The following is a 22,873-nucleotide window of genomic DNA, read 5'->3' as shown; positions in this document are numbered from 1 at the left end:
TTTCAGCGCTCCACGGCCAGGGCAACGCCCATGCCACCGCCGATGCACAGGGTTGCGAGGCCTTTATGGGCATCGCGACGCACCATCTCATGTAGCAGCGACACGAGAATGCGGCAGCCAGAAGCGCCAATTGGATGGCCAAGAGCAATTGCGCCGCCATTCACATTGACCTTACTGGTATCCCAGCCCATGTTACGGTTGACCGAGATGGCCTGGGCTGCAAATGCTTCATTGGCTTCTACCAGATCGAGATCGTCAACGCTCCAGTCAGCCAGTTTCAGGCAACGCTGGCTCGCGGGAATCGGGCCGGTACCCATTATAGTCGGGTCAACTCCGGCACTGGCGTGAGCCTTGATTGTCGCCAGCGGGGTCAGGCCCAGTTCTTTGGCTTTCTCTGCGCTGCACAGCATAACTGCCGCTGCGCCATCGTTCAGAGATGAGGCGTTGCCTGCTGTTACGGTACCGTCTTTTTTGAAAGCGGGGCGTAGCTTGCTGAGTCCTTCACTGGTTACGCCATCGCGAGGGCCTTCATCTCTGCTGATGACAATTGGGTCGCCTTTACGCTGGGGGATGGAAACCGGAACGATTTCGCCATCGAAGCGTCCGGACTCGCGGGCGGCAACGGCTTTTTGCTGCGATGCTGCAGAGAACTCATCCTGTTCTTCACGACTGATGCCGTATTGCTCAACAATGTTTTCAGCTGTGATGCCCATGTGGTAATCATTGAAGGCATCCCAGAGACCGTCCGTGATCATGGTGTCGATCATTGTCCAGTTACCCATACGCTGTCCGTTTCGGCTGCTGGGCAGAACGTGCGGGGCCAGGCTCATGCTTTCCTGACCGCCGGCAATAATCATGTCTGCATCGCCGCAACGGATAGCCTGAGCTGCCATATGCACAGCTTTGAGACCGGAACCACAAACCTTGTTAATGGTCATGGCTGGTACAGAAGCCGGAATTCCGGCATTGATGGACGACTGGCGAGCAGGGTTCTGGCCAGAGCCTGCAGTGAGTACCTGACCTAGTATCACTTCATTGACCTGTTCACCGGCAACACCGGTTTCCTCAAGCAGAGCCTTGATGACTGCCGTACCAAGTTGATCCGCGCGAAGGCTGGAAAGGCCTCCGCCAAATGTTCCGATAGCCGTACGTCGGGCGGCAACAATAACGACATCACGCATGGTGTTTCTCCGGTTAGATGGTTTTGCTTTCAGAGAGTGGCAAGAAGAAGCCAGCCCTTACTGAGTCAGAAGATGGCGCCTATTGTACGCCGGAAAGGGCTTTCGGCCAAAATGATGCTCTGGATAACTACATATTGAGACTTCGCCCGCCATCAACAGAAATTATCTGACCGGTAATAAACGGTGCTTCCGTCAGCAGAAATACGATGGTTCGGGCGATATCGTCTGGTTCGCCAGTACGCTTCAACGGAGTTTTGTCCAGAATTCGGTTCTGATAGTCGGCATCAATCTCCGCATCGCCGTCTGGCCAGAGTATTGCTCCTGGCGAAACGCCATTCACTCTGACTTGCGGTGCCAGGTCTTTGGCCCAGGAGCGGGTGAGGGCAGCAAGGCCGGCTTTGCTGGCGCAGTAAAGGGGATGTTCTGCCAGTGGTTTTTCGCTGTAGATATCAATCAGGTTAACGACGCTGCCCATACTTTCCTGCAGTGCTGGCAGGCAGGCCTGTAACAGAAAGAAAGGCGCCTTGAGGTTGGTATCCATGATGTTGTTCCAGTCGTTTTCCGTTGTCTCGGAAGTCGGCTTTGGATAAAACACCGATGCGTTGTTCACCAACGCATCCAGCCGCCCCCAGTGAGCGATTGCCTCATGGCCCAGGTTCCTGGTGTCTTCCAGCAGGTTCAGATCGGCCTGTAGTGCGATTGCTGAGTTCTGGCGTTGCTGGTTCATAGTCTCCGCAAGGTTTCTGGCTTGTTCTTCACGGCTGCGGTAGTGAATAACCAGGTTCCACCCTCTGTCGTGGAGTAACTGTGCCGTGTGTGCGCCAAGACGATGTGCGGAACCGGTAATCAGGGCGACAGGAGTATGTGCCGGCATGGGTGATCCTCAAAGTGTTGGGCAGGCGACTGCCTGAGCTATACGGGTCAGGCGCTCTGACCGAATTGCTTCGCCCAGTTCTTTGCCAGAAAACCCTTGTTCCATCAGAGCCTTGGGGTCAACGCCCGAGGCGGCGTCTGCGGCGCTTATTAGCGGGTTCAGGCGTTCCTGCTCAGCAGTTCCAAGGGTACACCCGAGTACACGGACCAGATTTGAAAAACGTTCAGGGCGTCGCCACAGGTCCGCCTTTTCAAGTAATTCAAGCAAAATGCCGGCATCCGGTTGTGCCGGGTCGAGTTGCCTGATTACCGGGATGAAAACCACGGTCAGCCTGGCAAGTTGCTGGCAGTCATTAGGTGCTTTCAGTGCTTTGGCTCTTGCAGAACAGGTGGGCTCGTCAAGTGTGCAAAACAGTGCGGCGAAACGCTCAGCTGTTGAACCCTTGGCTGCATGAACGCATTGTAAGGCATCAAGAGCAGCGCTGAAGTCGGCGTCGGAAGACAATTCGGGAATTAACACAGCAAGTGCGCCGCAGTCCCGTAATACCTGAAAAAAGGTAGCCGGAGACTGTTCGTGCAGGGCTCGCTGGATTTCCTGCCACACCCGTTCGGGTACGAGATGCTCTACCTCGCCCGCAGCAACCATGCTGCGCATCAGCGCCATTGTTTCAGTGCAGACACTAAAGCCGAGAGGCTGGAAACGTGCAGCAAAGCGGGCGGTTCTGAGAATGCGCAAAGGGTCTTCTTTGAATGCTTCCGAAACGTGGCGGAGCTTCCGTGCTTCCAGATCGGCTCTACCGTTAAACGGGTCTGTCAGCTCGCCTTGCTTCGAACGAGCTATGGCGTTGATGGTCAGGTCCCGGCGTAGAAGGTCTTCTTCAAGAGTGACATCCGGAGCGCTGTAAACACTGAAACCGTGATATCCGTGCCCTTGTTTGCGTTCGGTGCGGGCGAGGGCATATTCCTCCCGGGTTTTGGGATGCAGAAACACCGGGAAGTCTGAACCTACCTGAGTAAAGCCCTGAGCAAGCATCTGCTCCGGGGTCGCGCCGACTACAACCCAGTCCCGGTCTTTGACCGTCAGGCCCAATAATTCATCGCGAACAGCACCGCCAACCAGATAGGTTTGCATGAAGCGTCAGATTCCTTTCGGAGAAGTGTCCGGGAATTATCCGTTTCCCGGGCGGATCAGGCAAACCCCGGTTTTCTGGCGGGGTTGCCTGACATCTTGAACAAGGTCCGGGGCTGGATCAGAAAGAGGTGCCGAACTCCAGAGCTGCGCCTGTATCGGCACTACTGAACAGAGCTCCGAGATCAAGGCGAACGCCCATCAGGTTAACGCCAAGGCCGGCGGTAAGCTGGGTTTTTTCTTCAATGCCGTCGTTGTCATCGTTGCTGGCCAGGTTGTGGCGGACACCTGCACGGAGTTGGGCGTAACGCCACAAATCGAATTCTGCACCCAAAGCAAGCCACTGAGTATCATCCTCGAAGCCGAAGGCCTCTTTCTTGGTCAGATCAATTTCTGCGGTAACAACGTGATAGTCGCTTTTGTGAGCGATACCGATGGTCGCCATGGGGTTGAGTTCCAGTGTTCTGACTTCTTCTCCCAGCAGAGGCCTGCTTGCGGCAGAATCCAGCTCCATGGGAATCAGGTTTTTAACTACGATGCCGGCGTTCCATTGCTTCTCGTCACCGAAGGCGTAAGTCGCTCCTATGTCCAGATTGAAGCCGCTTTTTTCAGTTTGGTACTGATCGCTGTCGAATTCATCGTCTTCAAAGCCTGCAACGCTTTCTGTGTATTGGAAGGTTCGCAGTTCAACGTATTTTGGTGAAATGCCCAGTTGCAGTGTGTTGCCATTATTCAATTTCAGTGCATGGGCAAAGGATATTCCAAACTCGCCCACGGCGGATGCCAGAACACGTCCCTGGGAGTCGAAAATAATGTCGCCGTTCCCATCAACGGGTGCGTTGTTGACGATATTCTGTACGTCGGTAGGGGTACCGGTTTGAGCTGTAGTTACAATGCTGTCCAGCAGTGCCCTGTCGTTGTCAGACAACTCGCCTCTTACTGTCGCTGTGAGATTTGCATTGGTGAAAAAGCCGACCGCCAGGGTTTTGCCCGGAACAGCTAATGCGAGACCGAGGCCGATGTTTGCACGCATAGTGTCATTGTCCAGATCGACCAGACGGTCCCTCAGATCCGCAGCGGATACGGCGAGTTCATCTGCATTCGTCTGTGAGGGGGTGTTTTGTATGCTGCTGACAATGCCGTCAAACTGGTCAATGGCATCCTGGATGTCGTCAACCTGATCAACAGTCTCTTCTTCATCCGCAAGCCTTGCATTGATGGAAGGTAGTATCAGGCCGAAATCGTCTGACCATGAATGCTGGTCAGCTGCCATCATCGCGGGGTTTGCTGCGGTGGCAGAGGATGGATGTGCAACGGCTACACCGGTTCCACCCATGGCAAACGAGCGCGAAGACATGAAGGCCTGGGGGCTGGCAAGCGCAGAGACGGACGTAAGGGACAGAGCGATAGTAATAAACAGTCTGGACCGACGATGTTGATGCATATGGATTCCCTCTCAAAAAAAATAAACGTTTTGGAATTAGTGGGTTGGAAAAATGGTAAAACCATATGAGTACTCAAACATTACATAAGCGGTAACGATTTGTTTTTGATATGTAATAAGAGGCATTTTTTTGCCGGTTTCAGGTTTTGTTTTATGGCTATATAGGGGGAACTCCGTTAAATCAGCATGTTAGAAAAGCTGGCGTGAATTTTTCATGGGTTGACCAAAATGATCTCTGGAGACAAGAACATGGCTATTCGCTGGATACTGGTCCCTTTTTTGGCGTTTACGCTGGCGGCATGCGCTCCCGTTGGCAGCCACCGGGACAGCGACAGAAATAAAGAACAATCTGAAATGCAGTTTGAACCCATCACAGTGCGGGTCAGCGGTTTTGGCACCTATGAAGATGTCAGTGCCGACAGGCTGAATACCCGCAAACGCCTGATGGCGCGCAGGGCATCGCAGATGGATGCATACCGGAATCTGGCAGAACGGGTATATGGCACGGTTATCTATGGCAGCGCTACGGTGAATGACTTTGTTCTTCGGAATGATTCGTTCCGTACCTATGTGGACAGTTACATTCGCGGCGCAAAAATGGTGGCTGTAAACGAACACAGCGACGGCGTTGTTGAGACTGTTATGGAGCTGCGGCTGGAACCACGCTTCCGCGCCTGTGTGTCCAAAGTGTCCGACGATCAGGTGCAGGATCTTTGCCCTATACCTATGCCCCGATACAACGACAGTGTCGGAGATGTTCAGAGCAGAAACGTTGACTCGCTGTACTATCTTGATTGAGTTCAGCTTGACTGATTTCAGCCCGACATAGTCTGAGGCACTGAAAATTGAACGAAAAAACGGGTAGGAAATAATGCGCAGGTTTTTAACGCGGTTCGTGCGGCCGGTGCTGTGGTGTGTATTGATACCGCTGATGCTGGTCACGAGTGCTCACGCGGTTATTCTGGAAGGTGTGGGCCATGCCAGCATATATAACGATGACCTTGCTTCTGCGCGTTCTGAAGCCCGCAAGGCTGCCATGCGTGATCTTGCGCTACAGTACGAAGCCCGGGTAAGTACCAGAGACACTATGGAGAACGGTGTCTTGACAGAATCCAGCGTGCGCCTTGCTTCCAGTGCCAGAGCAAAGAATGTAAAGGTTATTGATGAGCATCGCAGTGGCAATCTGCTGCGCGTAACCGTGCGCGGCGATATCTCTGCCGGGCAGTCCAGTTGTGACGGTGGCGAGAGCGGCCGGTTGAAAAAGCGAGTGGCGGTAACGGGGTTTCCGCTTCTGTATCCGGAGCAGGCCACAATAGGGCGCATAGATGACGCAGGCGAAATCCTGCCGCAGCAACTTCAGCAAGGACTGCGTGAAGCCGGTCATCTGCAGGTGTTTTCTGCCTCAAGGTCACGTCTGTTTGCTGATCTGTTGAATGCACCGACGGTTCAGCAAAACAACAACAGGCTTACCAATGTGATTCAGCTGGCCCGGGAAATGGGTGTTCAGTTCGTAGTGTCTGGTGTTATCAGGGATATTGGCGTCGCTGATCCTGCGGCCTGGGGCTCTTCTGTTCTGGATAAGATGAGTCGTGGCATGGGTACTGCTGATATGCGCCGGCGTTTTGCGGTCGATGTGGTGGTTCTTGATGGCTTCAGCGGTTCGCCTGTATACCAGCAGCGCTTTGAAACTGCTGCTGACTGGAACGCCAGTCCTGGAAGTTCAGCTGGTTTTGGTTCCGAGGGTTTTCGTAAAACCCACTATGGCGAGGCGGTTGCCGGTGTTATCGGGGATATGACTCGGGCCGTAACGGAAGCACTTGCCTGCCAGCCGTTTATGACACGGATTACCCGGGTAGATGGCCAGCTGGTTACTCTGGCGTCAGGCGCAACTGCCGGTCTGAGGCCGGGGGATGAGCTGCACCTGTACCGCAGTGCCCGTTATTTCGATTCCCTGGGGGGCACGCCAGAGCTGAGTGATAGCCAGATGAAAGTGACGCTTGATAACGTTCATCCGGATTTCAGTAATGGCACCATGCCCAGAGTTGGTGGGCAGGTAAACATCCAGCGCGACGACATTGCCATTATCTGGTAGCTCACAGTAAACCTGTAAGCTGGTCAGCCAGCTGTTTTAGCCGCGGCTATATCGCGAATTTTCCCTACCATGGCGCGCAGGCCATTGCCGCGCGTTGGGGAAATATGACGAAACAGGTCCAGGCGTTCAAACAGTTCGTCGATGTCGGTTGCCAGCAAATCTCTTGGCGACTTTCCATTAAGGGCCACCAGAATCATCGCTGCAAGGCCGCGAACGATCATGGCGTCAGAGTCTATCAGCAGGTAGAGCTTGTCGCTGGCTTCATCGTAGTAGGAGATCAGCCACACCTGGCTCTGACAGCCGTGAACATAGTTCTCTTCTGTGCGGGCATCGTCAGGAAAGGCCGGCAACTGTTTGCCGAGGTCGATAATAAATGCGTATCTGTCTTCCCAGTCGTCCAGAAACTCGAAACCGTCAAGTACGTCTTCAAGAGTGGTGCTTTTTCCGAGCGGGTTGTCCAGGAAATCCTGTTCTGTAGCAGCCATTTACAACATTCCCAGTTCGAGCTTGGCTTCGTCTGTGAGCATGTCATTGTTCCAGGGCGGATCAAAGGTGAGCTCTACGGTTACCTTGTCCACATTGGGCACATGCTCTACTTTAACTTTCACATCTTCAGTAATGACGGGGCCCATGCCGCAGCCAGCAGCAGTGAGCGTCATCAGAATAAAAACCTGATTGCCTTCTTCTGTGCCGTTTTCGATTCGGCATTCGTAGATCAGGCCCAGGTCGACCACATTGACGGGAATCTCGGGGTCGTAGCAGTTACGCAGGGCTTCCCAGATCTGATTCTCATTGATGCTTCCATCAGCCGGGGTCTCAAAACTGCTTTCCAGCGGCTTTTTGCCCAGGGCATCGGCATTGTGGCCTTCGATACGGGCAAGATTACCATTAACCGCAACAGTAAAGGTTCCGCCCAGTGACTGCGTGATCGTCACAAAGGTGTCGGCCGGGATCATTATTTCCGTTCCGCTCGGAACAAGGCGGGCTTCCACCTCGCGTTTGGTCAGGACGACTTCACGTTCTTGCATTCCTGGTTAAACCTCATTTGATCCGGAGGGGGGAGGGGTCAAGCTACTGTGAAGCTCTCACCACATCCGCACTCGGCAGTTGCATTCGGGTTGCGGAACTGGAACATTGAGTTCACACCTTCGGTGACAAAATCGATCTCAATGCCGTTTACCAGGGGCAGGTGTTCTTCTTTCACGAACACGTCAACGCCATCAATGGTAAAAACCCTGTCATCGGACGAGGCTTCATCTACCCACTGGGTTTCATACTTGAAGCCTGAGCATCCGCTTTTTTTGATTGCCAGCCGGATGCCTTTGGCATCCCTCTTTTTTTCGAGTTGCTTGCGCACGTGTTTGACGGCACTTGGCGTCATGGTAACGCCTACGATCGGAGTAAAGACTTCAGCTGTCATTGTGCCACCTCCATCAGGTAAACAGACGTTGGACTTTCTGTAAGGCGGTAAACAACTGATCCACCTCGTCCAGTGTATTGTAGAACGCAAAGGAAGCGCGGGCTGTACCGGGAACTCCGTAGAAATCCATCAATGGCATTGCACAGTGATGGCCGGTACGAATGGCAATGCCCTGCTGATCCAGTAAGGTGCCTATGTCGCTGGGGTGCAGACCCTCGATTTTGAACGACATGACAGGTACTTTTTGCTTTGCGGTACCGATAATGGTCATGCCTGGAACAGTTTCAACCAGTTGGTTGGCGCGTTCCAGCAAGGCGTGCTCTGCCGCTTCCATTGCTTCCCTGTCGAAGCTATTGAGGTACCTGATTGCCGCACCGAGGCCGACCGCTTCGGCGATCGCTGGAGTACCTGCCTCGAACTTGTAGGGCAGGACATTCCATGTTGTGCGCTCGAAAGAAACCCGCTCGATCATCTCCCCGCCGCCCTGATAAGGAGGCATTGCTTCCAGCATGGCCGTTTTTCCGTAGAGTACGCCAATGCCTGTCGGGCCAAACAGTTTGTGGGATGAGAACGCGTAGAAGTCGCAATCCAGAGCCTGTACGTCCGGCTGAAAGTGCGGGACTGCCTGTGCGCCATCGAGCAGGGTGATGATGCCGCGGGCTTTGGCCTGGCTTACCATCTCTGCTACCGGGTTGATTGTACCCAGAACGTTGGATGCGTGAGTGATGGCAAGCACCCGGGTGCGGTCGTTTAACAGACTGTTGAACGATTCCATGTCCAGCTCACCCTGAGGCGTGATCTGGATTGGTACCACTTTTGCGCCAGTTCGTTCGGCTATCATCTGCCAGGGCACTATGTTGGCATGGTGCTCCATATGGCTCACAAGAATCTCATCGCCAGCCTTGAGGCGTGGTGCCAGGCCATTTGCTACCAGATTGATGGCTTCGGTGGTGCCACGGGTCCAGATAATTTCCTGTGTGCTGCGTGCGTTCAGAAAACTGCGAACGGTTTCCCTGGCCCCTTCAAAGGCCGCTGTTGCACGGTCTCCCAGGGTGTGAGCGCCCCGGTGCACATTGGAGTGCATTTCCCGGTAATAGTGATCCATGGCATCCAGAACGGCGATTGGCTTCTGGGCCGATGCGCCGTTGTCCAGGTATACCAGCGGCTTCCCGTTTACCTGTTGGGAAAGGATGGGAAAGTCCTGGCGAATGGCTTTTACATCAAACGCCTTGCTGGTAGCTGTGTTTGCCACGGACAGATCACTCATGCCGCTCAGGCCTCCTGAAATGCTTTTTCAAAAAACTGATTGAGCCGGGATTGAACGGTTTCTCTTACAGCTTCCACCGGAATCTGGCTTACCAGTTCGTTGATGAATGCCATTGTCAGCAGCACGTTGGCCTCCCGGCGGCCAATGCCTCTGGATACCAGATAGAACAGCGACTCTTCGTCGAGTTGACCAATGGTTGCGCCGTGGGCACATTTGACGTCGTCTGCGTAGATTTCCAGTTCCGGTTTGGTATCGATTTCAGCGCCGGTGGTGAGCAACAGGTTTTTGTTGTTCATATTCGCGTTGGACTTCTGAGCGTCCTGGTGAATATAAATCCGGCCGTTGAACACTGCATGGGACTTGTCCGCAGCGATGTTGCGATAGGTTTCTTCACTATCGCAACGCGCTGCAACGTGCTCGATGCTGGTGTGGTTGTCGTAATGCTGAGTACCCTGGGTAACCACGACACCGTTCAGCTTGCACTCCGCCCCTTCACCTTCCAGCCGTACCTGCAGGTCATGGCGGCGGAGAGGGCCACCAAAGCCAACGCAGTGGCTTTCAAAACGTGAGCTACGTTGCTGCAATACACCAGTGGCTCCGATGTGCTGTACATTGTCGCCATCCATGCTGAGACGGATATTCGTGATGTTGGCGCCCTCAGCAAGGGTGAACTCGGTGACAGCGTTCACCATGACAGCTTCATGCCCGTGGGAAATATACTCTTCAACCAGGGTGATCCGGCTGTTGCGGCCGGCATCCACGAATATCCGCGGGAAGGCAGATCCGCTGGCATCTGCAGTTACTTCATGAATAATGAACAATGGCTGATCAAGAACAGCATCTGGCTTCAGACGAATTACCAGCCCATCTTCAAAACGTGCTGAGTTTACACCTGCAAACTGCACCGTTTTGTTGTCCAGTGTGCTATCCAGTCGTTCAGCGAGTTCACTTGCTTCCGCTTCTGAAAGATCACCAAAGCGCTGGATAAGTATGTCTTCAAGATCCGGATACTCGCTGGCTTCCGGCATCATAACGCCATTGTTGAAAACCACTTTGTACCCGGGGACAGCCAATGCGCTACCGGCTTTGCCCGCTGTTGGCAGTGAGATGGCCATCTCGTCAGTCAGCTTCAGGTACTTGCTGGAGTACTTCCAGTTTTCCGTTTTTCGCGTGGGCAGCGGCATATCGACCAGAGCTGCTCCGCGCTGCCTGCGCAACGCAAGCAGGGGCTCCGGTAATGCCTGGCCCGCAGGGTGCAGGAACGCGGTGGAAAGGGTGGATGCTGGTTTCATTCCGCGATCTCCTTAATTGGCTGGGCTGGCTGCAGTTGCTTCATCCTTGATGCCAAGCCAGCCATAGCCGCGTTCTTCCAGCTCCAGTGCCAGCTCCCTGCCACCGGATTTGATAATCCGGCCGCCGGCAAGTACGTGTACGTAATCAGGCACAATGTGATCCAGCAGGCGCTGATAGTGAGTTACCATCAGAATTGCGCGGTCTTTTGAGCGAAGAGCGTTAACGCCGTCTGCAACCACCTTGAGAGCATCGATATCAAGCCCGGAGTCGGTTTCGTCCAGAATGGCAAGTTTCGGTTGCAGCAATAGCGCCTGCATGATCTCGTTACGCTTTTTCTCACCTCCGGAGAAGCCTTCGTTTACTCCGCGCTTGAGAAACGCCGGGTCCAGATCCACTTGTTTTGACACTTCCCGTGCCAGCTTCATGAATTCGGCAGCATTCATTTCCGGCTCGCCGTTGTGGTGACGCATGGCGTTCACGGCTGTACGCATAAACTGGAGGTTGCTGACGCCAGGAATCTCTACCGGATACTGGAATGCGAGAAACACCCCATCCCGTGCCCGCTCTTCGGTGGATTTTTCAAGCAGGTCTTCACCATTCAGGGTGACTTCGCCTGAGGTAACTTCAAATGCGTCGTTGCCTGCGAGCACCTGGGAAAGCGTACTTTTGCCGGACCCGTTCGGGCCCATAATGGCATGTACTTCCCCGTCTTTGATCTCGAGGTTAATGCCCTTGAGGATCTCTTTTCCCTCAACGGATGCGTGCAGGTTTTTGATGCTCAGCATTTGTAGGCTTCTCTCTGTTTAAACTGTTTTAACCGTCTGAATTCTGTTTGCGTTCACGAAGCTTCAGGTCCGTACTGGATTAGCCCACAGAACCTTCCAGGCTTACTTCCAGAAGCTTGCCGGCTTCAACCGCAAATTCCATTGGAAGCTCCTTGAAAACTTCTTTACAGAAACCGTTCACAATCATGGAGACGGCCTGTTCGGGATCAATGCCTCGCTGGCGGCAAAGAAACATCTGCTCGTCGCTTACCTTGGATGTGGTCGCTTCGTGTTCAACGATGGCGGTTTTGTTCAGGCTTTCGATGTACGGGAAAGTATGAGCGCCGCAGCGGTCACCGATCAGTAGCGAATCGCACTGGGTAAAGTTGCGCGCACCTTCAGCGCGGGGGCCGAATTTCACCAGGCCACGATAGGCATTGGAGCTTTTGCCGGCCGAAATACCCTTGGAGATGATGGTGCTGGACGTGTTTTTGCCCAGATGGATCATCTTGGTGCCGGTATCGGCCTGCTGGTAATTGTGGGTGAGTGCGACTGAATAGAATTCACCGACGCTGTTTTCACCGCGAAGAATACAGCTGGGGTATTTCCAGGTAACGGCCGATCCGGTTTCCACCTGGGTCCAGGAAACCTTGGAGTTCTTCCCGATACAGGCTGCTCGTTTGGTTACGAAGTTATAGATGCCGCCTTTGCCGTTTTCGTCGCCTGGGTACCAGTTCTGTACGGTGGAGTACTTGATCTGCGCATCGTCCAGAGCAATCAGTTCTACTACTGCAGCGTGCAGCTGGTTTTCGTCACGCATCGGGGCTGTGCAGCCTTCCAGATAGCTCACATAACTGCCTTCGTCGGCAATGATCAGAGTGCGCTCAAACTGGCCGGTATTTGCCGCGTTGATGCGGAAGTAGGTTGACAGCTCCATGGGGCAGCGAACGCCCTTGGGAACATATACGAAGGTTCCGTCTGAGAAAACTGCGGCGTTAAGCCCTGCAAAATAGTTGTCAGTGTGTGGCACAACAGTACCCAGGTACTTTTTGACCAGTTCGGGATGGTCACGCAAGGCTTCTGAGATCGAGCAGAATATAACCCCAGCTTTTGCCAGAGGTTCTTTGAACGTGGTGGCAACCGATACCGAGTCGAAAACCGCATCCACAGCCACGCCAGCAAGCTTTGCGCGCTCGTGCAGGGGGATGCCGAGTTTTTCGTATGTCTTGAGGAGTTCAGGGTCGACATCGTCAAGACTCTGGGGCATGTCTTCTTTGCGCTTGGGTGCCGAATAGTAGGAGATCGAGTTGTAGTCGATTTTCGGGTAACCCACATGCGCCCAGTCGGGCTCTTTCATTTCGAGCCAGCGACGATAGGCTTTGAGGCGCCACTCCAACATAAACTCCGGCTCTTTCTTGATTGCAGAAAGGCGGGCGATAACGTCTTCATTCAAACCGGCTTCGAACGTATCAGCTTCGATTTCTGTAACGAAACCGTGCTCGTATTCCCGTTTGATCAGTTCGTTCACCTCTTGATCGGTGGTCGCCATGATCGTCGCTCCGTATTCTCTCATCGGGGGCTCTCGGGCCCTTTGGTTTGCCGGCAACCGGGGTGGGTTGCGGGGGCTGATCTATTGCTTCTGGTTCCAGATTGTACAATACCATACTAAATTAGTCAGGTATTAAATTGTGGGAAAGGCAATTATAGCGTAATACACCTGCCAGAGGCTAAGTCTGGCAGGTGTATTACTGCTTTGGTATGGCTTATACGGAGTTTGAGGCTTCGCAGGGTCTCAGGTCCGGGATGGTAGTATGCGAGTGAGGTAGCTGTGCTCCAGAGTCTCAGGCGTACGAGGCGGTCGGGGGATGCGAACGGTATGGCCGCTGCCAGGGGCGTAACTCATGGATGTGCCGTTCAGGTTTTCCATAACGGGAATCGAGAATATAAGGTTGCCGTCTGGAGTAATCAGTTCAAGCTGGTCGCCGGGGGCGAACTTGTTTTTTACGTCAACGGTCAGCCAGTCGCCGTCGGCATTGCTGATGGTGCCGACTACTTGTTGGGTGCCGAGATAGGAGGAGCCCTGTTCGTAAGTCTGGTATTCCTGCGGCATATGCCGGCGCAGGAAGCCTTCGGTGTAGCCACGGTTAGACAGAGCTTCCAGCTCATTCATCAGGCTCATGTCAAAAGGTTTGCCCTGTGTCGCTTCGTCAATGGCTCGGCGGTAGACCTGCGTGGTGCGGGCTACATAGTAGGTGCTTTTGGTGCGCCCCTCGATTTTAAGGGAGTGCACGCCCATGGCGGCCAGTTCAGCGACGTGCTGAACCGCGCGAAGATCCCTGGAGTTCATGATGTAGGTGCCGTGCTCGTCTTCGTAGGCGGGAATAAAGCTGCCAGGGCGGTTCGGTTCTTCCAGCAGTATTTCTTTCGGCTCCACTTGCTGTACCGCATCGGCAGAAGTCGCGATCAGATCATTGGTCTGGTCGTGGCTGTGTTGTACCGGCTTGTAATTCCAGCGGCAGGCGTTGGTGCAGGCGCCCTGGTTGGCGTCCCGGTGATTCATGTAGCCAGAGAGCAGGCAACGCCCGGAGTAGGCCATACACAGCGCGCCATGAACGAACACCTCCAGTTCCATTTGAGGTACCCGTTCGCGAATATCGCGGATTTCGCCCAGCGCGAGCTCGCGGGACAAGATCACCCGGTTGATGCCCTGTCGTCGCCAGAATTCAACGGTTGCCCAGTTTACGGCATTGGCCTGCACCGACAGGTGAATGGGCTGGTCCGGCCACTTTTCTCTCACCAGCATGATCAGGCCCGGATCTGACATGATCAGGGCGTCCGGCTTGTATTCGAGGACGGGCTCCAGATCTCTCAGATAGGAGCGTACCTTGTCGTTATGTGGCGCTATGTTGGAAACCAGATAGAACTGTTTGCCCAGAGTATGTGCTCTTTGTATGCCGGCGCCCAGCGCAGCAGTGTCCTTGAAGCTGTTATTCCTCACCCGCAATGAGTAGCGTGGTTGTCCGGCGTACACGGCGTCTGCGCCGTAGGCAAACGCAGTTTCAAGGTGCTCTGGGGTGCCGGCAGGTGCCAGTAATTCCGGGATAATCATGGGGTCTCCGGTTAAATCGGTGGTAGGGTATTCTGCCGCAGGCAAAAGCGCTTTCTCTTGATCCTGCTCAAACGTCTTATTGATTCTTTTCAGCTAACATGTGTACGCTGCAACCCGGCATGAGAGAGTTGGTAACCATAATAAAGGAGAGTTGAGGGTGGTGTCAGAGCCTTTGGGACCGGAGGTTGTGCGGGTTTCGTTGAGTAACAGAGTGCGTTCGCTGATCAGCATGCAACTTGCCCGCGGTAAGGTGGGAGTTGAAGTGGTGGCGTCACAGTTACATATGAGCCGCTACACGCTTCACAAGAAACTCAAGCGGGAGGGGTTAACTTTTGCCCGTTTGCTGGAAGACGTTCGCCGTAAGCAGGCGCTGACTTACATGCAGGACAAAACCAAGCCGCTGGTGGAAATCGCCGAGCAGCTCGGGTTTTCGGAACTCAGCGCATTCAGCCGGGCGTTCAAGCGCTGGATGGGCACTTCCCCGGCTGAATATCGGTCAGTCAGGCGTTCCTGACTGACATCAGTGCTTCTTGAAGACCAGTGTTGCGTTGGTGCCGCCGAAGCCAAAGCTGTTGCTCATAACCAGATCAAGGTTCTGGTTGTCCAGGCGTTCGCGCACAATCGGGTAGCCTTCGGCGCCTTCATCGAGGTTCTCGATATTGGCTGAAGGTGCGATAAAGCCTTCCCGCTGCATAATGATGCTGTAGATGGCTTCATGAACACCAGCGGCACCCAGGGCATGCCCGCAAAGGGGCTTGGTGGAGCTCAGCGGCGGTATTTTGTCGCCAAACGTATTTTTCAGCGCTGTCAGTTCCGTCACGTCACCTGCAGGTGTGCTGGTACCGTGAGTGTTGATATAGCTGATCTCGCCATCCAGGTTTTTCATGGCCTGCTGCATGCAGCGCACGGCTCCTTCGCCACTGGGGGCAACCATATCTGCACCATCGGAAGTGGCACCAAAGCCAACCAGTTCGGCAAGAATGGTCGCTCCGCGTGCTTCAGCGTGCTCCAGAGCTTCGAGCACCAGAGTGCCGCCACCGCCCGAGATAACAAATCCGTCCCGGTCTTTATCGTAGGTACGCGATGCCTTCTCAGGGGTGTCGTTGTACTTGGTAGAAAGGGCGCCCATGGCGTCAAACATCAGGCTCAGGGTCCAGTGAATGTCTTCGCCGCCGCCGGCAAGCATGACATCCTGACGGCCAAGAGCAATCTGATCTGCAGCATGGCCGATGGCGTGAGCACTGGTGGCGCAAGCTGAGGTAATGCCGTAGTTAATGCCGGTAATACCAAATGCCGTAGCTATGGTGGCGTTGATTGAACTGCCCATGGTGCGGGGTACGCGATAAGGCCCGACCCGGCGAATGCCTTTAGCGCGGTGGGTATCTATGGCGTCCAGCAGTTCGACAGTTGATGCGCCGCCAGTGCCAAACACTGCACCGGTGCTGTTGGCAGTGAGGTGTTCGTTAGTCAGTCCTGCCTGTTCGATGGCTTCGCAGGCAGCGAGATATGTGTAAGCAGCAGCCGGGCACATGAAGCGCAGAAGTTTGCGATCAATAAGTTCTGGCAGATTCAGGTCGATCTGACCACAAACGTGGCTGCGTAACCCATTGTCACGGGCTTCTTCGCTGAAACCGATGCCGGGCACAGACTCCTTCAGGGAGTGGGTGACTTCTTTCTGATTGGTGCCAAGGCTGGAGACAATCCCCATGCCGGTGATAACAACACGCCGCATCTTGCTAGCTCCTAAAAATCATCAGTGGAAGTGAATACGCCAACCCGCAGGTCTTTGGCCGTGTAGATTTCCTTGCCATCCACTTCCATGCGCCCATCGGCAATGGCCAATGTCAGTTTACGCTTGATTACACGCTTGATGTCGAGGTAATAACGCACTTTTTTGTTGGTAGGAAGGACCTGTCCGGTGAATTTTACTTCTCCGGCGCCCAGGGCGCGGCCCTTGCCTTCGCTGCCACTCCAGGCGAGATAAAAACCTACCAACTGCCACATGGCGTCAAGGCCAAGACAGCCGGGCATGACAGGGTCATCTACGAAGTGTACTTTGAAAAACCAGAGATCCGGATGGATGTCCAGCTCTGCTACCAGGCTGCCTTTACCGTAAAGGCCGTCGTCCGTGCCTACGTGGGTGACACGGTCAACCATCAACATCTCATCGATGGGCAGCCGCGTGGCGCCCGGGAAAAGTTTGCCATGACCGCATTTGATCAGGTCTTCTTTGTCAAAATGATCCGGGTTCATAGTGCCATTGTCTCTGTTACAGAATGATTTACTGATACTTTAGCTGCTTTTTCGCGAGTCGCTATTGACCATTAGTTGATAGTTAACGTTTAAAGGGCGCAGTTGCAAGTTTCAGTGGGCGCAGAAAAATAGAAAAAGGGCAGGTTCCCTGTGAGCCTGCCCTTCTGCGGATTGTGCGGAACCAGCCAGTGACAGGCGCTTTCAGCCTGGGCGACCGTCCGGTCTGGGAGTTGCGAGTATCTTTATATAGCGCACCAGAAACATGCCGTAGGCGAATAACCAGAGAAGGGTGCTGCCGCCAATGCCCGGGTGCCATGGAATAATGTCAAAAGCGGTAAGCACGCGGACCAGGGCTGCCAGCTGCATAGCTATAAACGCGAGAACCATGCCTTTGGGTAACACCAGTGGGCGGCCTGTGTGACCCAGTGTCACGCGGGCAATGACTCCCAGAATGAGGCTGCTGACGGCGCCTGTGCCTGCCGCATGGCTCCATGCATTGGAGGGCCAGCCAAGGAAGAGTGTGCCTGCGAGAAGGTACAAAGCAACTGGAACCCAAAGGATGGACAGGTGCAAAACCCATAAGAGGGGTTCTTTACGAGCCAGCCACCCCTTCCAGTTAGCCAGTCGGATCAGTGTAAGCGTACCGGCAACCATTGCCAGAAGGCCGGTAACAGTTTGCCAGCCGGTAACCAGGGATGCGGTGAGCAGAATCATTGAAATCAGTGTGGCCATATCCAGAGCAGGAATGATTTTTACTGCATTGGCGTCAAGCCCCCGCTGACGTAGCCAGCCTTTTGTAAATGCCGGTGTGATACGTCCACCGATAATGCTGATCAGTGCCATAGCGGCAATCAGTGCACCATGGCTGAAAGCCATGTCCAGACGGGTCACAAACCCGATCTGCATTACCCATAGCAGGCCCAGAACCACCAGAATCATGAGTTGACGCACCTGTCCGGCATGCCAGATGCGCCAGGCCGCATCCAGCATGACCAGCGGCAGGAAGGCCAGATTGACACACTGAACCAGCCAGTCCGGCACATTGGCTCCCAGAGCCAGAAGTAGTCGCCCGGCCAGCCATACACCCCATAGCAACACCAGCCGAACTCCATGGGTGCGTTCGGTTTGAGTCCATACGCAGACCGCCGTCAGCAAAAAACCGGCTATGGCTGCAGACAAAAAGCCAAACAGCATCTCGTGTTGATGCCAGAACAGTCCGGGCAACGCCAGTGGCAGACTGATGATACCGGTTACCTGTAAAAACCAGAGAGGGATAACCAGAAGTGCCAGCAGAGTCATCGACAGAAAGAAAATGCGGAATGGATAACTGAACAGCTGGCTAAAGCTGGCGCTATCGGCTGTAACGGATGTCGGGATGGCCTGCATGCTGGTTCCTGCTAATACATATATTTTAAGTATATGTTATATGCGTAAGGTCAGAAATAACATACCCGGTTGGTGGTATCTTTGCGTACAATGCCGCTATCGTTTTGAATCACAATGGAATGATCTATGAGTACGTACGTGATCCTGAAGCACCTTCACATGACTACAGCCTACCTCACCATAACTCTGTTCGCGTTGCGGCTTCTGCTCGACGCAGTGGGACGGCCCGGTTGGCGTCAGACTCCGTTGCGCTGGATCCCCCACGCCAATGATACAGTGCTGCTTGTTGCGGCCATCAGTCTTCTGTTTGTAGGCGGCTGGAATCCCCTGGAGCAGAGCTGGCTGATGGCCAAAATCCTGTTGTTGCTGGGCTACATCGCCGCAGGGCTGTTTGCGCTGAAAGTTACCATGTCACGGCCGGTTCGTGTTGTTGCTGCTGCTCTGGCGTTGCTTCAGGTGTCATTCATCTTCTACCTTGCGATGAGCAAACCCCTTCTGTTCTGATTTTGTGTGGCTGATCAGCTCTGCGAGCTGGCTCTGCACCTCGCGGAGCTGGCGCGTAATTTCATCACGCTCATCGTGAGCCTGCTGGGCCTGTCTGGCGTTCTGTTCCTCGCTCATTACTTCCAGAATCGCGCCTATCATCATGTTCAGAAAAACGAACGCAGTCAGGAAAATAAAGGTCAGGTAATAGATCCAGCTTAATGGGTACTGGTCCATGGTTGCATACATTACATCCGTCCAGTCCTCAAAGGTGGCGACCCGGAAAAGAGTCAGCATCGAAATAGCCACATCACCCCAGAGGGTTTCATCTACACGGGCAAAGAACATGGAGCCCATGGCTGCATAGATATAGAAGATGATAAACATCAACAGTGCGATGTAGCCCATGCGAGGAATGGCTTTAAGCAGCGAGTTGATCAGAAAACGCAATTCAGGCACTACCGAGATCAGACGAAGCACCCGGAAAACCCGCAGTAACCGTCCGAGCAGAATTGCCTCTGAGTTGTCCAGAGGAATCAGGCTTCCGATCACCACCAGGGTGTCAAACAGATTCCAGCCGTCCATCAGGAAACGCCGTTTCATCGGGCTGGCGGCAAAGCGGAACAGGATTTCGACCAGGAAAAACAGTGTGATGGCATTGTCCATCACACTCAGGGATCGCTCTACAAGAGGCGGCAGGTCGTATGTCTTGGCACCTATGGTGAGGGCCGACAGTATGATGATGGCGATAACGGCGCCCTGAAAGAGTGTGCTGGACTCAATTCGGCGCAATTGGTTGAAGCCGGCAGTGGGCGATATTTCCAGGGACATGTTCTTTACTGCTCCAGATAAAAACGGGTTTCTGGATTCTAATCGCCCGTCCAGCACTGGAACAGCGTTGTTACAGAGATTTCAAAAAAACAGACCCTAGTTACCTCCCTGTGATGAAGAGCTTTTCCCGCCATTCTGGCCAGGTTTTCGGTTTAACGGATAGAACAGTTGCGGAGATGAGAGTTCTGGCAGATCTGTCTGTTCCTGGTTTGCTGCCCATTCAACCCGTTCGGCAGAACGGATGGCATAATGCATCCAGGCCAGTGCGGCAACCGCTATCACGAACATCAGCATGAAACAGCTCTGCCATATGCCCGTAAGATCGTTCAGAACGCCAAAGGTCAGTGGCAGGATAAAACCGCCCAGCCCGCCAATCATTCCCACTACTCCGCCAACAGCACCCACATGCAGTGGGTAATAAACAGGTATGTGTTTGTAAACAGCGGCTTTGCCGAGGGACATGAAGAAACCCAGAGTGAAAATCAGCGCCACGAAAACCGGCAGACTCATATCCAGCCGGAAGCGAATATCACTGTTTATGCCGTGAACAACATATTCTGTAGGTGGGTAGCTCAGCAGGAAGGTGCAGGCAACTGAGGCGATAAATGTCCAGTACATGACGCGCCGCGCGCCAAAGCGGTCAGACATCCAGCCGCCCAGAATGCGGAACAGGGATGCCGGAATGGTATAAAGCGCGGCAATCATACCCGCCGTCCGGATGTCCAGGCCGTATACCCCGATCAGATAGTGTGGCAGCCACAGGGCCATAGCCACAAAGGCGCCGAATACGAAGAAGTAGTAAAGAGCGAAGCGCCACACCCGAAGGTCCTTTAATGGTTCCATCTGCTCCATAAACGAACGTCGCTGTTCGCCACTTTTGCGGTTGGCAGAAACCGGATCTTCTTTTGCCAGCACAATGAAGGCAACACCCATTACCGCCAGCACAGAAGCATATATTTGTGCGGTGGTCTCCCAGCCAAAGGCAACGAGCAGGAAGGGCGCTCCGAAGTTGGTTACTGCGGAACCAACGTTACCTGCGCCAAAGATACCCAGAGCTGTTCCCTGGTGAGCGGGTTCAAACCAGGCTGCGGTGTAAGCCACACCAACGATAAAGGCGCCGCCTGCAAGACCGACCCCCAGCGCACCGACCAGAAGCATCAGGTAGGTCGTAGCAAACGTCAGCAAGTAGACACAGGCGGCCGTCGTCAGCATGAGTATGCCGAATACCCAGCGCCCGCCATATCGGTCCGTCCAGATACCAAGAAACAACCGGCTGATTGAGCCAGTCAGGATTGGCGTAGCCATGAGCAGGCCGAGTTGCGTATCTGAAAGCCCCAGGTCCTCAGCTATGCGAATGCCTATGATCGAAAAAATTGTCCACACGGCAAAGCAGAGCGTGAATGCCAGTGTGGATAGACCCAGTGCTCGATGCTGCTGCTGTTTGGTTGGTGTGATCATTTTGGTGGCCCCGTATGTCTGTGTCTTCTGGCTTGTGTTTGCTGTATTTCTTACCGGATTCCTAAGGGTTCTTGATGTACGCTTCTTTGCGCAGATAGAACCACCAGTTCACGATCAGGCAGAGCGCATAGAACACTGCGAAGCCATACATTGCGACTTCCGGGGTTCCCGCCTGAATCTGCTGCCCAAGTAGCTTGGGTGCGATGAAGGCACCATAGGCTGCGATGGCGCTGGTCCAGCCCAGTACAGGGCCCTTTTGCTGCTGATCAAAGATGTAGCCAATGCTGCGGAAGGTGGAGCCGTTGCCGATACCGCTGGCGGCGAACATCACGATGAACAGAATAAGGAACAGGGCGAAGTAGCTGTTCGGATCGGTGGAGTTATAGGCCAGCATCATCACGTACCCCGTTGCCACAGAGGCAATAACCATCACTACAGATATGATCTGGGTAACGATAGAACCGCCCATCTTGTCAGAAATCCAGCCACCCACAGGGCGAATCAGTGCGCCAACGAATGGTCCCATCCAGGCCCAGGTCAGTGCGCTGGGGGCATCCGGGTTAACAACGCGGGTTACCGTGCCATCTGCAGCAACGTCCATCATGTTGCCGAAAATCACGCTGATAGACAGCGGCAGTGCTGCAGAGAAGCCGATGAATGAGCCGAAGGTGAGAATGTACAGCACGGTCATGGACCAGGTGTGCTTGTTGCTGAAAATCGCAAACTGGTTTTTTATGTTGGGTTTGATATCACCGGGGATCAGGCGTAGCAGAACGACGGTCAGAACGATGGTCAACGGCAGGGCCAGCCACATGTTCATGACGCTGAGCGCCCAGACACCTGCGACGGAAGTGAGAATGCCAACGCCGTAAAGCCCGAGAATTTTGCCGAAGGCCGACATGGGGTTGCCTGGATTCGGAGTAACCACTTTAAGGTTGTTCATGCCGAACCAACCGGCGAACGCCAGGGGAATAAGAAACACCAGCCAGATAAATCCAGCATTCTGGATCCAGGTGTCTGTACCCGCCTCAATGCGGCCGATCAGTGTGCCGCTTGGGCTCTGCAGTTGCATCGGGTCACCAGCCAGAGCACCGAAAACGCCAATTGTCATCACCAGAGGAATCAGAACCTGCATGGTAGTAACACCAAAGTTGCCGAGTCCGGCGTTCATTCCCAGGCCATAGCCCTGCTTGCTCTTGGGATAAAACGAGCTGATGTTGCTCATGGAGCAGGCAAAGTTGCCTCCACCGATACCGGAAAGCAGCGCCAGTGCCTGGAACACGATGAATGGCGTATCCGGGTTCATCAAGGCGATGCCAGTACCCGCAGCCGGGATCATCAACAGGGCTGTAGTCAGGAAAACCGTATTGCGTCCACCAGCAATCTTGATCATGAACGATGCGGGAATCCGCAAGGTGGCGCCAGACAGACCGGCAATTGCCGAGAGCGTAAACAACTGCTCAATACTGAAAGAGAATCCCAGATTCTTCATTTGGGTGGTGATCATTCCCCACATCAGCCAGACGGCAAAACCCATCAGCAGGCTGGGAATGGATATCCACAGGTTGCGGGAAGCAATACGTTTGCCTTCCCTCTCCCAGAACTCATCACTTTCGACATCCCAGTGTTCGATGTCGGCGTTGGTTTTGGCCATAACAATACTCCCTGAGTTAACCTGCCCGGAACTGCTTCGGGTGCGGTTTGCGGGCTTCTTGATGCCATTGTGCAAAGTTGGGTGCGTGTTCATTCATGACATAAATCAAGGTAAAGATCTGGCGAGTAGGGGCGTGTTGAGCGCTATCTGGGGCGGGGTGATCTTTGGATTTTAACCTGTTGTTTTTAAATGGGATATTGTGGTTATATCACTAAATGGGTAAGGATTTTTGTGGG

The 22,873-nt window shown here is 54.0% G+C and carries 22 protein-coding genes; 4 read left to right on the top strand and 18 right to left on the bottom strand.

Annotated features, from left to right (window positions below):
• Window positions 1–2: 2 nt before the first annotated feature.
• The 4 genes from DS878_RS11365 to traF form a co-directional block, all read right to left on the bottom strand.
• On the bottom strand, window positions 3–1,181 hold the full coding sequence (locus DS878_RS11365; protein WP_113816066.1) for an acetyl-CoA C-acetyltransferase: 1,179 nt from the start codon (window positions 1,179–1,181) through the stop codon (window positions 3–5).
• Window positions 1,182–1,308: 127 nt separating this feature from the next.
• Window positions 1,309–2,055: a pteridine reductase gene (locus DS878_RS11360; protein WP_113816065.1), complete on the bottom strand. Its 747-nt coding sequence runs from the start codon at window positions 2,053–2,055 to the stop codon at window positions 1,309–1,311.
• 9 nt (window positions 2,056–2,064) lie between these two features.
• Window positions 2,065–3,186 carry a multifunctional CCA tRNA nucleotidyl transferase/2'3'-cyclic phosphodiesterase/2'nucleotidase/phosphatase gene (locus tag DS878_RS11355; RefSeq protein ID WP_113816064.1) on the bottom strand — a complete coding sequence of 374 codons (1,122 nt, stop codon included), beginning with the start codon at window positions 3,184–3,186 and terminating at the stop codon, window positions 2,065–2,067.
• A 118-nt stretch (window positions 3,187–3,304) separates the two neighbouring features.
• The gene (gene traF / locus DS878_RS11350; RefSeq protein WP_113816063.1) at window positions 3,305–4,627 is read right to left on the bottom strand and encodes a conjugal transfer protein TraF; all 1,323 of its coding nucleotides are present in this window, start codon (window positions 4,625–4,627) and stop codon (window positions 3,305–3,307) included.
• A 249-nt stretch (window positions 4,628–4,876) separates the two neighbouring features.
• Here traF and DS878_RS11345 point away from each other — a divergent pair, with 249 nt between their 5' ends.
• Window positions 4,877–5,425, top strand: coding sequence for an LPP20 family lipoprotein (locus DS878_RS11345; protein WP_113816062.1), 549 nt, complete (start codon window positions 4,877–4,879; stop codon window positions 5,423–5,425).
• 133 nt (window positions 5,426–5,558) lie between these two features.
• The gene (locus DS878_RS11340; RefSeq protein WP_261977783.1) at window positions 5,559–6,719 is read left to right on the top strand and encodes a flagellar assembly protein FlgT; all 1,161 of its coding nucleotides are present in this window, start codon (window positions 5,559–5,561) and stop codon (window positions 6,717–6,719) included.
• Between the two features lie 23 nt (window positions 6,720–6,742).
• Here the strand turns inward: DS878_RS11340 and DS878_RS11335 are convergent, their stop codons facing one another.
• From DS878_RS11335 to yegQ, 8 genes are all read right to left on the bottom strand, one after another.
• Window positions 6,743–7,204: a SufE family protein gene (locus DS878_RS11335; protein WP_113816060.1), complete on the bottom strand. Its 462-nt coding sequence runs from the start codon at window positions 7,202–7,204 to the stop codon at window positions 6,743–6,745.
• Window positions 7,205–7,747, bottom strand: a complete 543-nt coding sequence (gene sufT / locus DS878_RS11330; protein WP_113816059.1) for a putative Fe-S cluster assembly protein SufT — start codon at window positions 7,745–7,747, stop codon at window positions 7,205–7,207. It abuts the gene before it with no gap.
• A gap of 38 nt (window positions 7,748–7,785) precedes the next feature.
• Entirely contained in the window at window positions 7,786–8,139 is a 354-nt protein-coding gene (locus DS878_RS11325; protein ID WP_113816058.1) for a HesB/IscA family protein, read from the bottom strand.
• A 13-nt stretch (window positions 8,140–8,152) separates the two neighbouring features.
• Window positions 8,153–9,406, bottom strand: coding sequence for an aminotransferase class V-fold PLP-dependent enzyme (locus DS878_RS11320; RefSeq protein ID WP_113816057.1), 1,254 nt, complete (start codon window positions 9,404–9,406; stop codon window positions 8,153–8,155).
• 5 nt (window positions 9,407–9,411) lie between these two features.
• Window positions 9,412–10,698 carry a Fe-S cluster assembly protein SufD gene (gene sufD, locus DS878_RS11315; protein ID WP_113816056.1) on the bottom strand — a complete coding sequence of 429 codons (1,287 nt, stop codon included), beginning with the start codon at window positions 10,696–10,698 and terminating at the stop codon, window positions 9,412–9,414.
• 12 nt (window positions 10,699–10,710) lie between these two features.
• Complete coding sequence (sufC, locus tag DS878_RS11310) at window positions 10,711–11,484, bottom strand: Fe-S cluster assembly ATPase SufC (protein ID WP_113816055.1); 774 nt, start codon at window positions 11,482–11,484, stop codon at window positions 10,711–10,713.
• A gap of 79 nt (window positions 11,485–11,563) precedes the next feature.
• Window positions 11,564–13,012 (bottom strand): Fe-S cluster assembly protein SufB, encoded by a 1,449-nt coding sequence (sufB, locus tag DS878_RS11305; protein WP_113816054.1) that lies wholly within the window; start codon window positions 13,010–13,012, stop codon window positions 11,564–11,566.
• Window positions 13,013–13,255: 243 nt separating this feature from the next.
• The gene (gene yegQ / locus DS878_RS11300; protein WP_113816053.1) at window positions 13,256–14,572 is read right to left on the bottom strand and encodes a tRNA 5-hydroxyuridine modification protein YegQ; all 1,317 of its coding nucleotides are present in this window, start codon (window positions 14,570–14,572) and stop codon (window positions 13,256–13,258) included.
• Between the two features lie 157 nt (window positions 14,573–14,729).
• On the opposite strand from yegQ, the gene DS878_RS11295 reads away from it, so the two are divergent.
• Entirely contained in the window at window positions 14,730–15,086 is a 357-nt protein-coding gene (locus tag DS878_RS11295; protein ID WP_187298781.1) for a helix-turn-helix transcriptional regulator, read from the top strand.
• A 6-nt stretch (window positions 15,087–15,092) separates the two neighbouring features.
• On the opposite strand, the gene fabB is transcribed toward DS878_RS11295, so the two are convergent.
• The 3 genes from fabB to DS878_RS11280 all read right to left on the bottom strand — a co-directional run bounded on the left by fabB (window position 15,093) and on the right by DS878_RS11280 (window position 18,211).
• Window positions 15,093–16,304 carry a beta-ketoacyl-ACP synthase I gene (fabB, locus tag DS878_RS11290; RefSeq protein WP_113816052.1) on the bottom strand — a complete coding sequence of 404 codons (1,212 nt, stop codon included), beginning with the start codon at window positions 16,302–16,304 and terminating at the stop codon, window positions 15,093–15,095.
• An 11-nt stretch (window positions 16,305–16,315) separates the two neighbouring features.
• Window positions 16,316–16,825: a bifunctional 3-hydroxydecanoyl-ACP dehydratase/trans-2-decenoyl-ACP isomerase gene (gene fabA / locus DS878_RS11285; protein WP_113816051.1), complete on the bottom strand. Its 510-nt coding sequence runs from the start codon at window positions 16,823–16,825 to the stop codon at window positions 16,316–16,318.
• A gap of 201 nt (window positions 16,826–17,026) precedes the next feature.
• On the bottom strand, window positions 17,027–18,211 hold the full coding sequence (locus DS878_RS11280) for an NnrS family protein (RefSeq protein WP_113816050.1): 1,185 nt from the start codon (window positions 18,209–18,211) through the stop codon (window positions 17,027–17,029).
• A gap of 126 nt (window positions 18,212–18,337) precedes the next feature.
• On the opposite strand from DS878_RS11280, the gene DS878_RS11275 reads away from it, so the two are divergent.
• Window positions 18,338–18,715: a SirB2 family protein gene (locus DS878_RS11275; RefSeq protein ID WP_113816049.1), complete on the top strand. Its 378-nt coding sequence runs from the start codon at window positions 18,338–18,340 to the stop codon at window positions 18,713–18,715.
• On the opposite strand, the gene DS878_RS11270 is transcribed toward DS878_RS11275, so the two are convergent.
• From DS878_RS11270 to DS878_RS11260, 3 genes are all read right to left on the bottom strand, one after another.
• Window positions 18,671–19,525 carry an ion transporter gene (locus DS878_RS11270; RefSeq protein ID WP_113816048.1) on the bottom strand — a complete coding sequence of 285 codons (855 nt, stop codon included), beginning with the start codon at window positions 19,523–19,525 and terminating at the stop codon, window positions 18,671–18,673. The genes DS878_RS11275 and DS878_RS11270 overlap by 45 nt on opposite strands.
• Before the next feature lie 96 nt (window positions 19,526–19,621).
• Window positions 19,622–20,983, bottom strand: a complete 1,362-nt coding sequence (locus tag DS878_RS11265) for an MFS transporter (RefSeq protein WP_113816047.1) — start codon at window positions 20,981–20,983, stop codon at window positions 19,622–19,624.
• A gap of 61 nt (window positions 20,984–21,044) precedes the next feature.
• The gene (locus DS878_RS11260; RefSeq protein ID WP_113816046.1) at window positions 21,045–22,637 is read right to left on the bottom strand and encodes an antiporter; all 1,593 of its coding nucleotides are present in this window, start codon (window positions 22,635–22,637) and stop codon (window positions 21,045–21,047) included.
• Window positions 22,638–22,873 lie beyond the last annotated feature (236 nt).

Source organism: Marinobacter sp. F3R11, assembly GCF_003318275.1.
In the GTDB taxonomy this organism is placed as follows: domain Bacteria; phylum Pseudomonadota; class Gammaproteobacteria; order Pseudomonadales; family Oleiphilaceae; genus Marinobacter.
Note: the sequence above shows the minus strand (reverse complement) of the source record. Positions and strands in the feature narration are given on the sequence as shown.

Coding starts and splice junctions, on each gene's coding strand:
- sufC (WP_113816055.1), bottom strand. CDS start 11,484: ATGCTGAGCATCAAAAACCTGCACGCATCCGTTGAGGGAAAAGAGATC.
- DS878_RS11320 (WP_113816057.1), bottom strand. CDS start 9,406: ATGAGTGATCTGTCCGTGGCAAACACAGCTACCAGCAAGGCGTTTGAT.
- DS878_RS11270 (WP_113816048.1), bottom strand. CDS start 19,525: ATGTCCCTGGAAATATCGCCCACTGCCGGCTTCAACCAATTGCGCCGA.
- sufD (WP_113816056.1), bottom strand. CDS start 10,698: ATGAAACCAGCATCCACCCTTTCCACCGCGTTCCTGCACCCTGCGGGC.
- DS878_RS11340 (WP_261977783.1), top strand. CDS start 5,559: ATGCTGGTCACGAGTGCTCACGCGGTTATTCTGGAAGGTGTGGGCCAT.
- fabA (WP_113816051.1), bottom strand. CDS start 16,825: ATGAACCCGGATCATTTTGACAAAGAAGACCTGATCAAATGCGGTCAT.
- DS878_RS11325 (WP_113816058.1), bottom strand. CDS start 8,139: ATGACAGCTGAAGTCTTTACTCCGATCGTAGGCGTTACCATGACGCCA.
- DS878_RS11365 (WP_113816066.1), bottom strand. CDS start 1,181: ATGCGTGATGTCGTTATTGTTGCCGCCCGACGTACGGCTATCGGAACA.
- sufT (WP_113816059.1), bottom strand. CDS start 7,747: ATGCAAGAACGTGAAGTCGTCCTGACCAAACGCGAGGTGGAAGCCCGC.
- traF (WP_113816063.1), bottom strand. CDS start 4,627: ATGCATCAACATCGTCGGTCCAGACTGTTTATTACTATCGCTCTGTCC.
- yegQ (WP_113816053.1), bottom strand. CDS start 14,572: ATGATTATCCCGGAATTACTGGCACCTGCCGGCACCCCAGAGCACCTT.
- DS878_RS11360 (WP_113816065.1), bottom strand. CDS start 2,055: ATGCCGGCACATACTCCTGTCGCCCTGATTACCGGTTCCGCACATCGT.
- DS878_RS11275 (WP_113816049.1), top strand. CDS start 18,338: ATGAGTACGTACGTGATCCTGAAGCACCTTCACATGACTACAGCCTAC.
- DS878_RS11265 (WP_113816047.1), bottom strand. CDS start 20,983: ATGATCACACCAACCAAACAGCAGCAGCATCGAGCACTGGGTCTATCC.
- DS878_RS11280 (WP_113816050.1), bottom strand. CDS start 18,211: ATGCAGGCCATCCCGACATCCGTTACAGCCGATAGCGCCAGCTTTAGC.
- DS878_RS11335 (WP_113816060.1), bottom strand. CDS start 7,204: ATGGCTGCTACAGAACAGGATTTCCTGGACAACCCGCTCGGAAAAAGC.
- DS878_RS11260 (WP_113816046.1), bottom strand. CDS start 22,637: ATGGCCAAAACCAACGCCGACATCGAACACTGGGATGTCGAAAGTGAT.
- sufB (WP_113816054.1), bottom strand. CDS start 13,012: ATGGCGACCACCGATCAAGAGGTGAACGAACTGATCAAACGGGAATAC.
- fabB (WP_113816052.1), bottom strand. CDS start 16,304: ATGCGGCGTGTTGTTATCACCGGCATGGGGATTGTCTCCAGCCTTGGC.
- DS878_RS11355 (WP_113816064.1), bottom strand. CDS start 3,186: ATGCAAACCTATCTGGTTGGCGGTGCTGTTCGCGATGAATTATTGGGC.
- DS878_RS11345 (WP_113816062.1), top strand. CDS start 4,877: ATGGCTATTCGCTGGATACTGGTCCCTTTTTTGGCGTTTACGCTGGCG.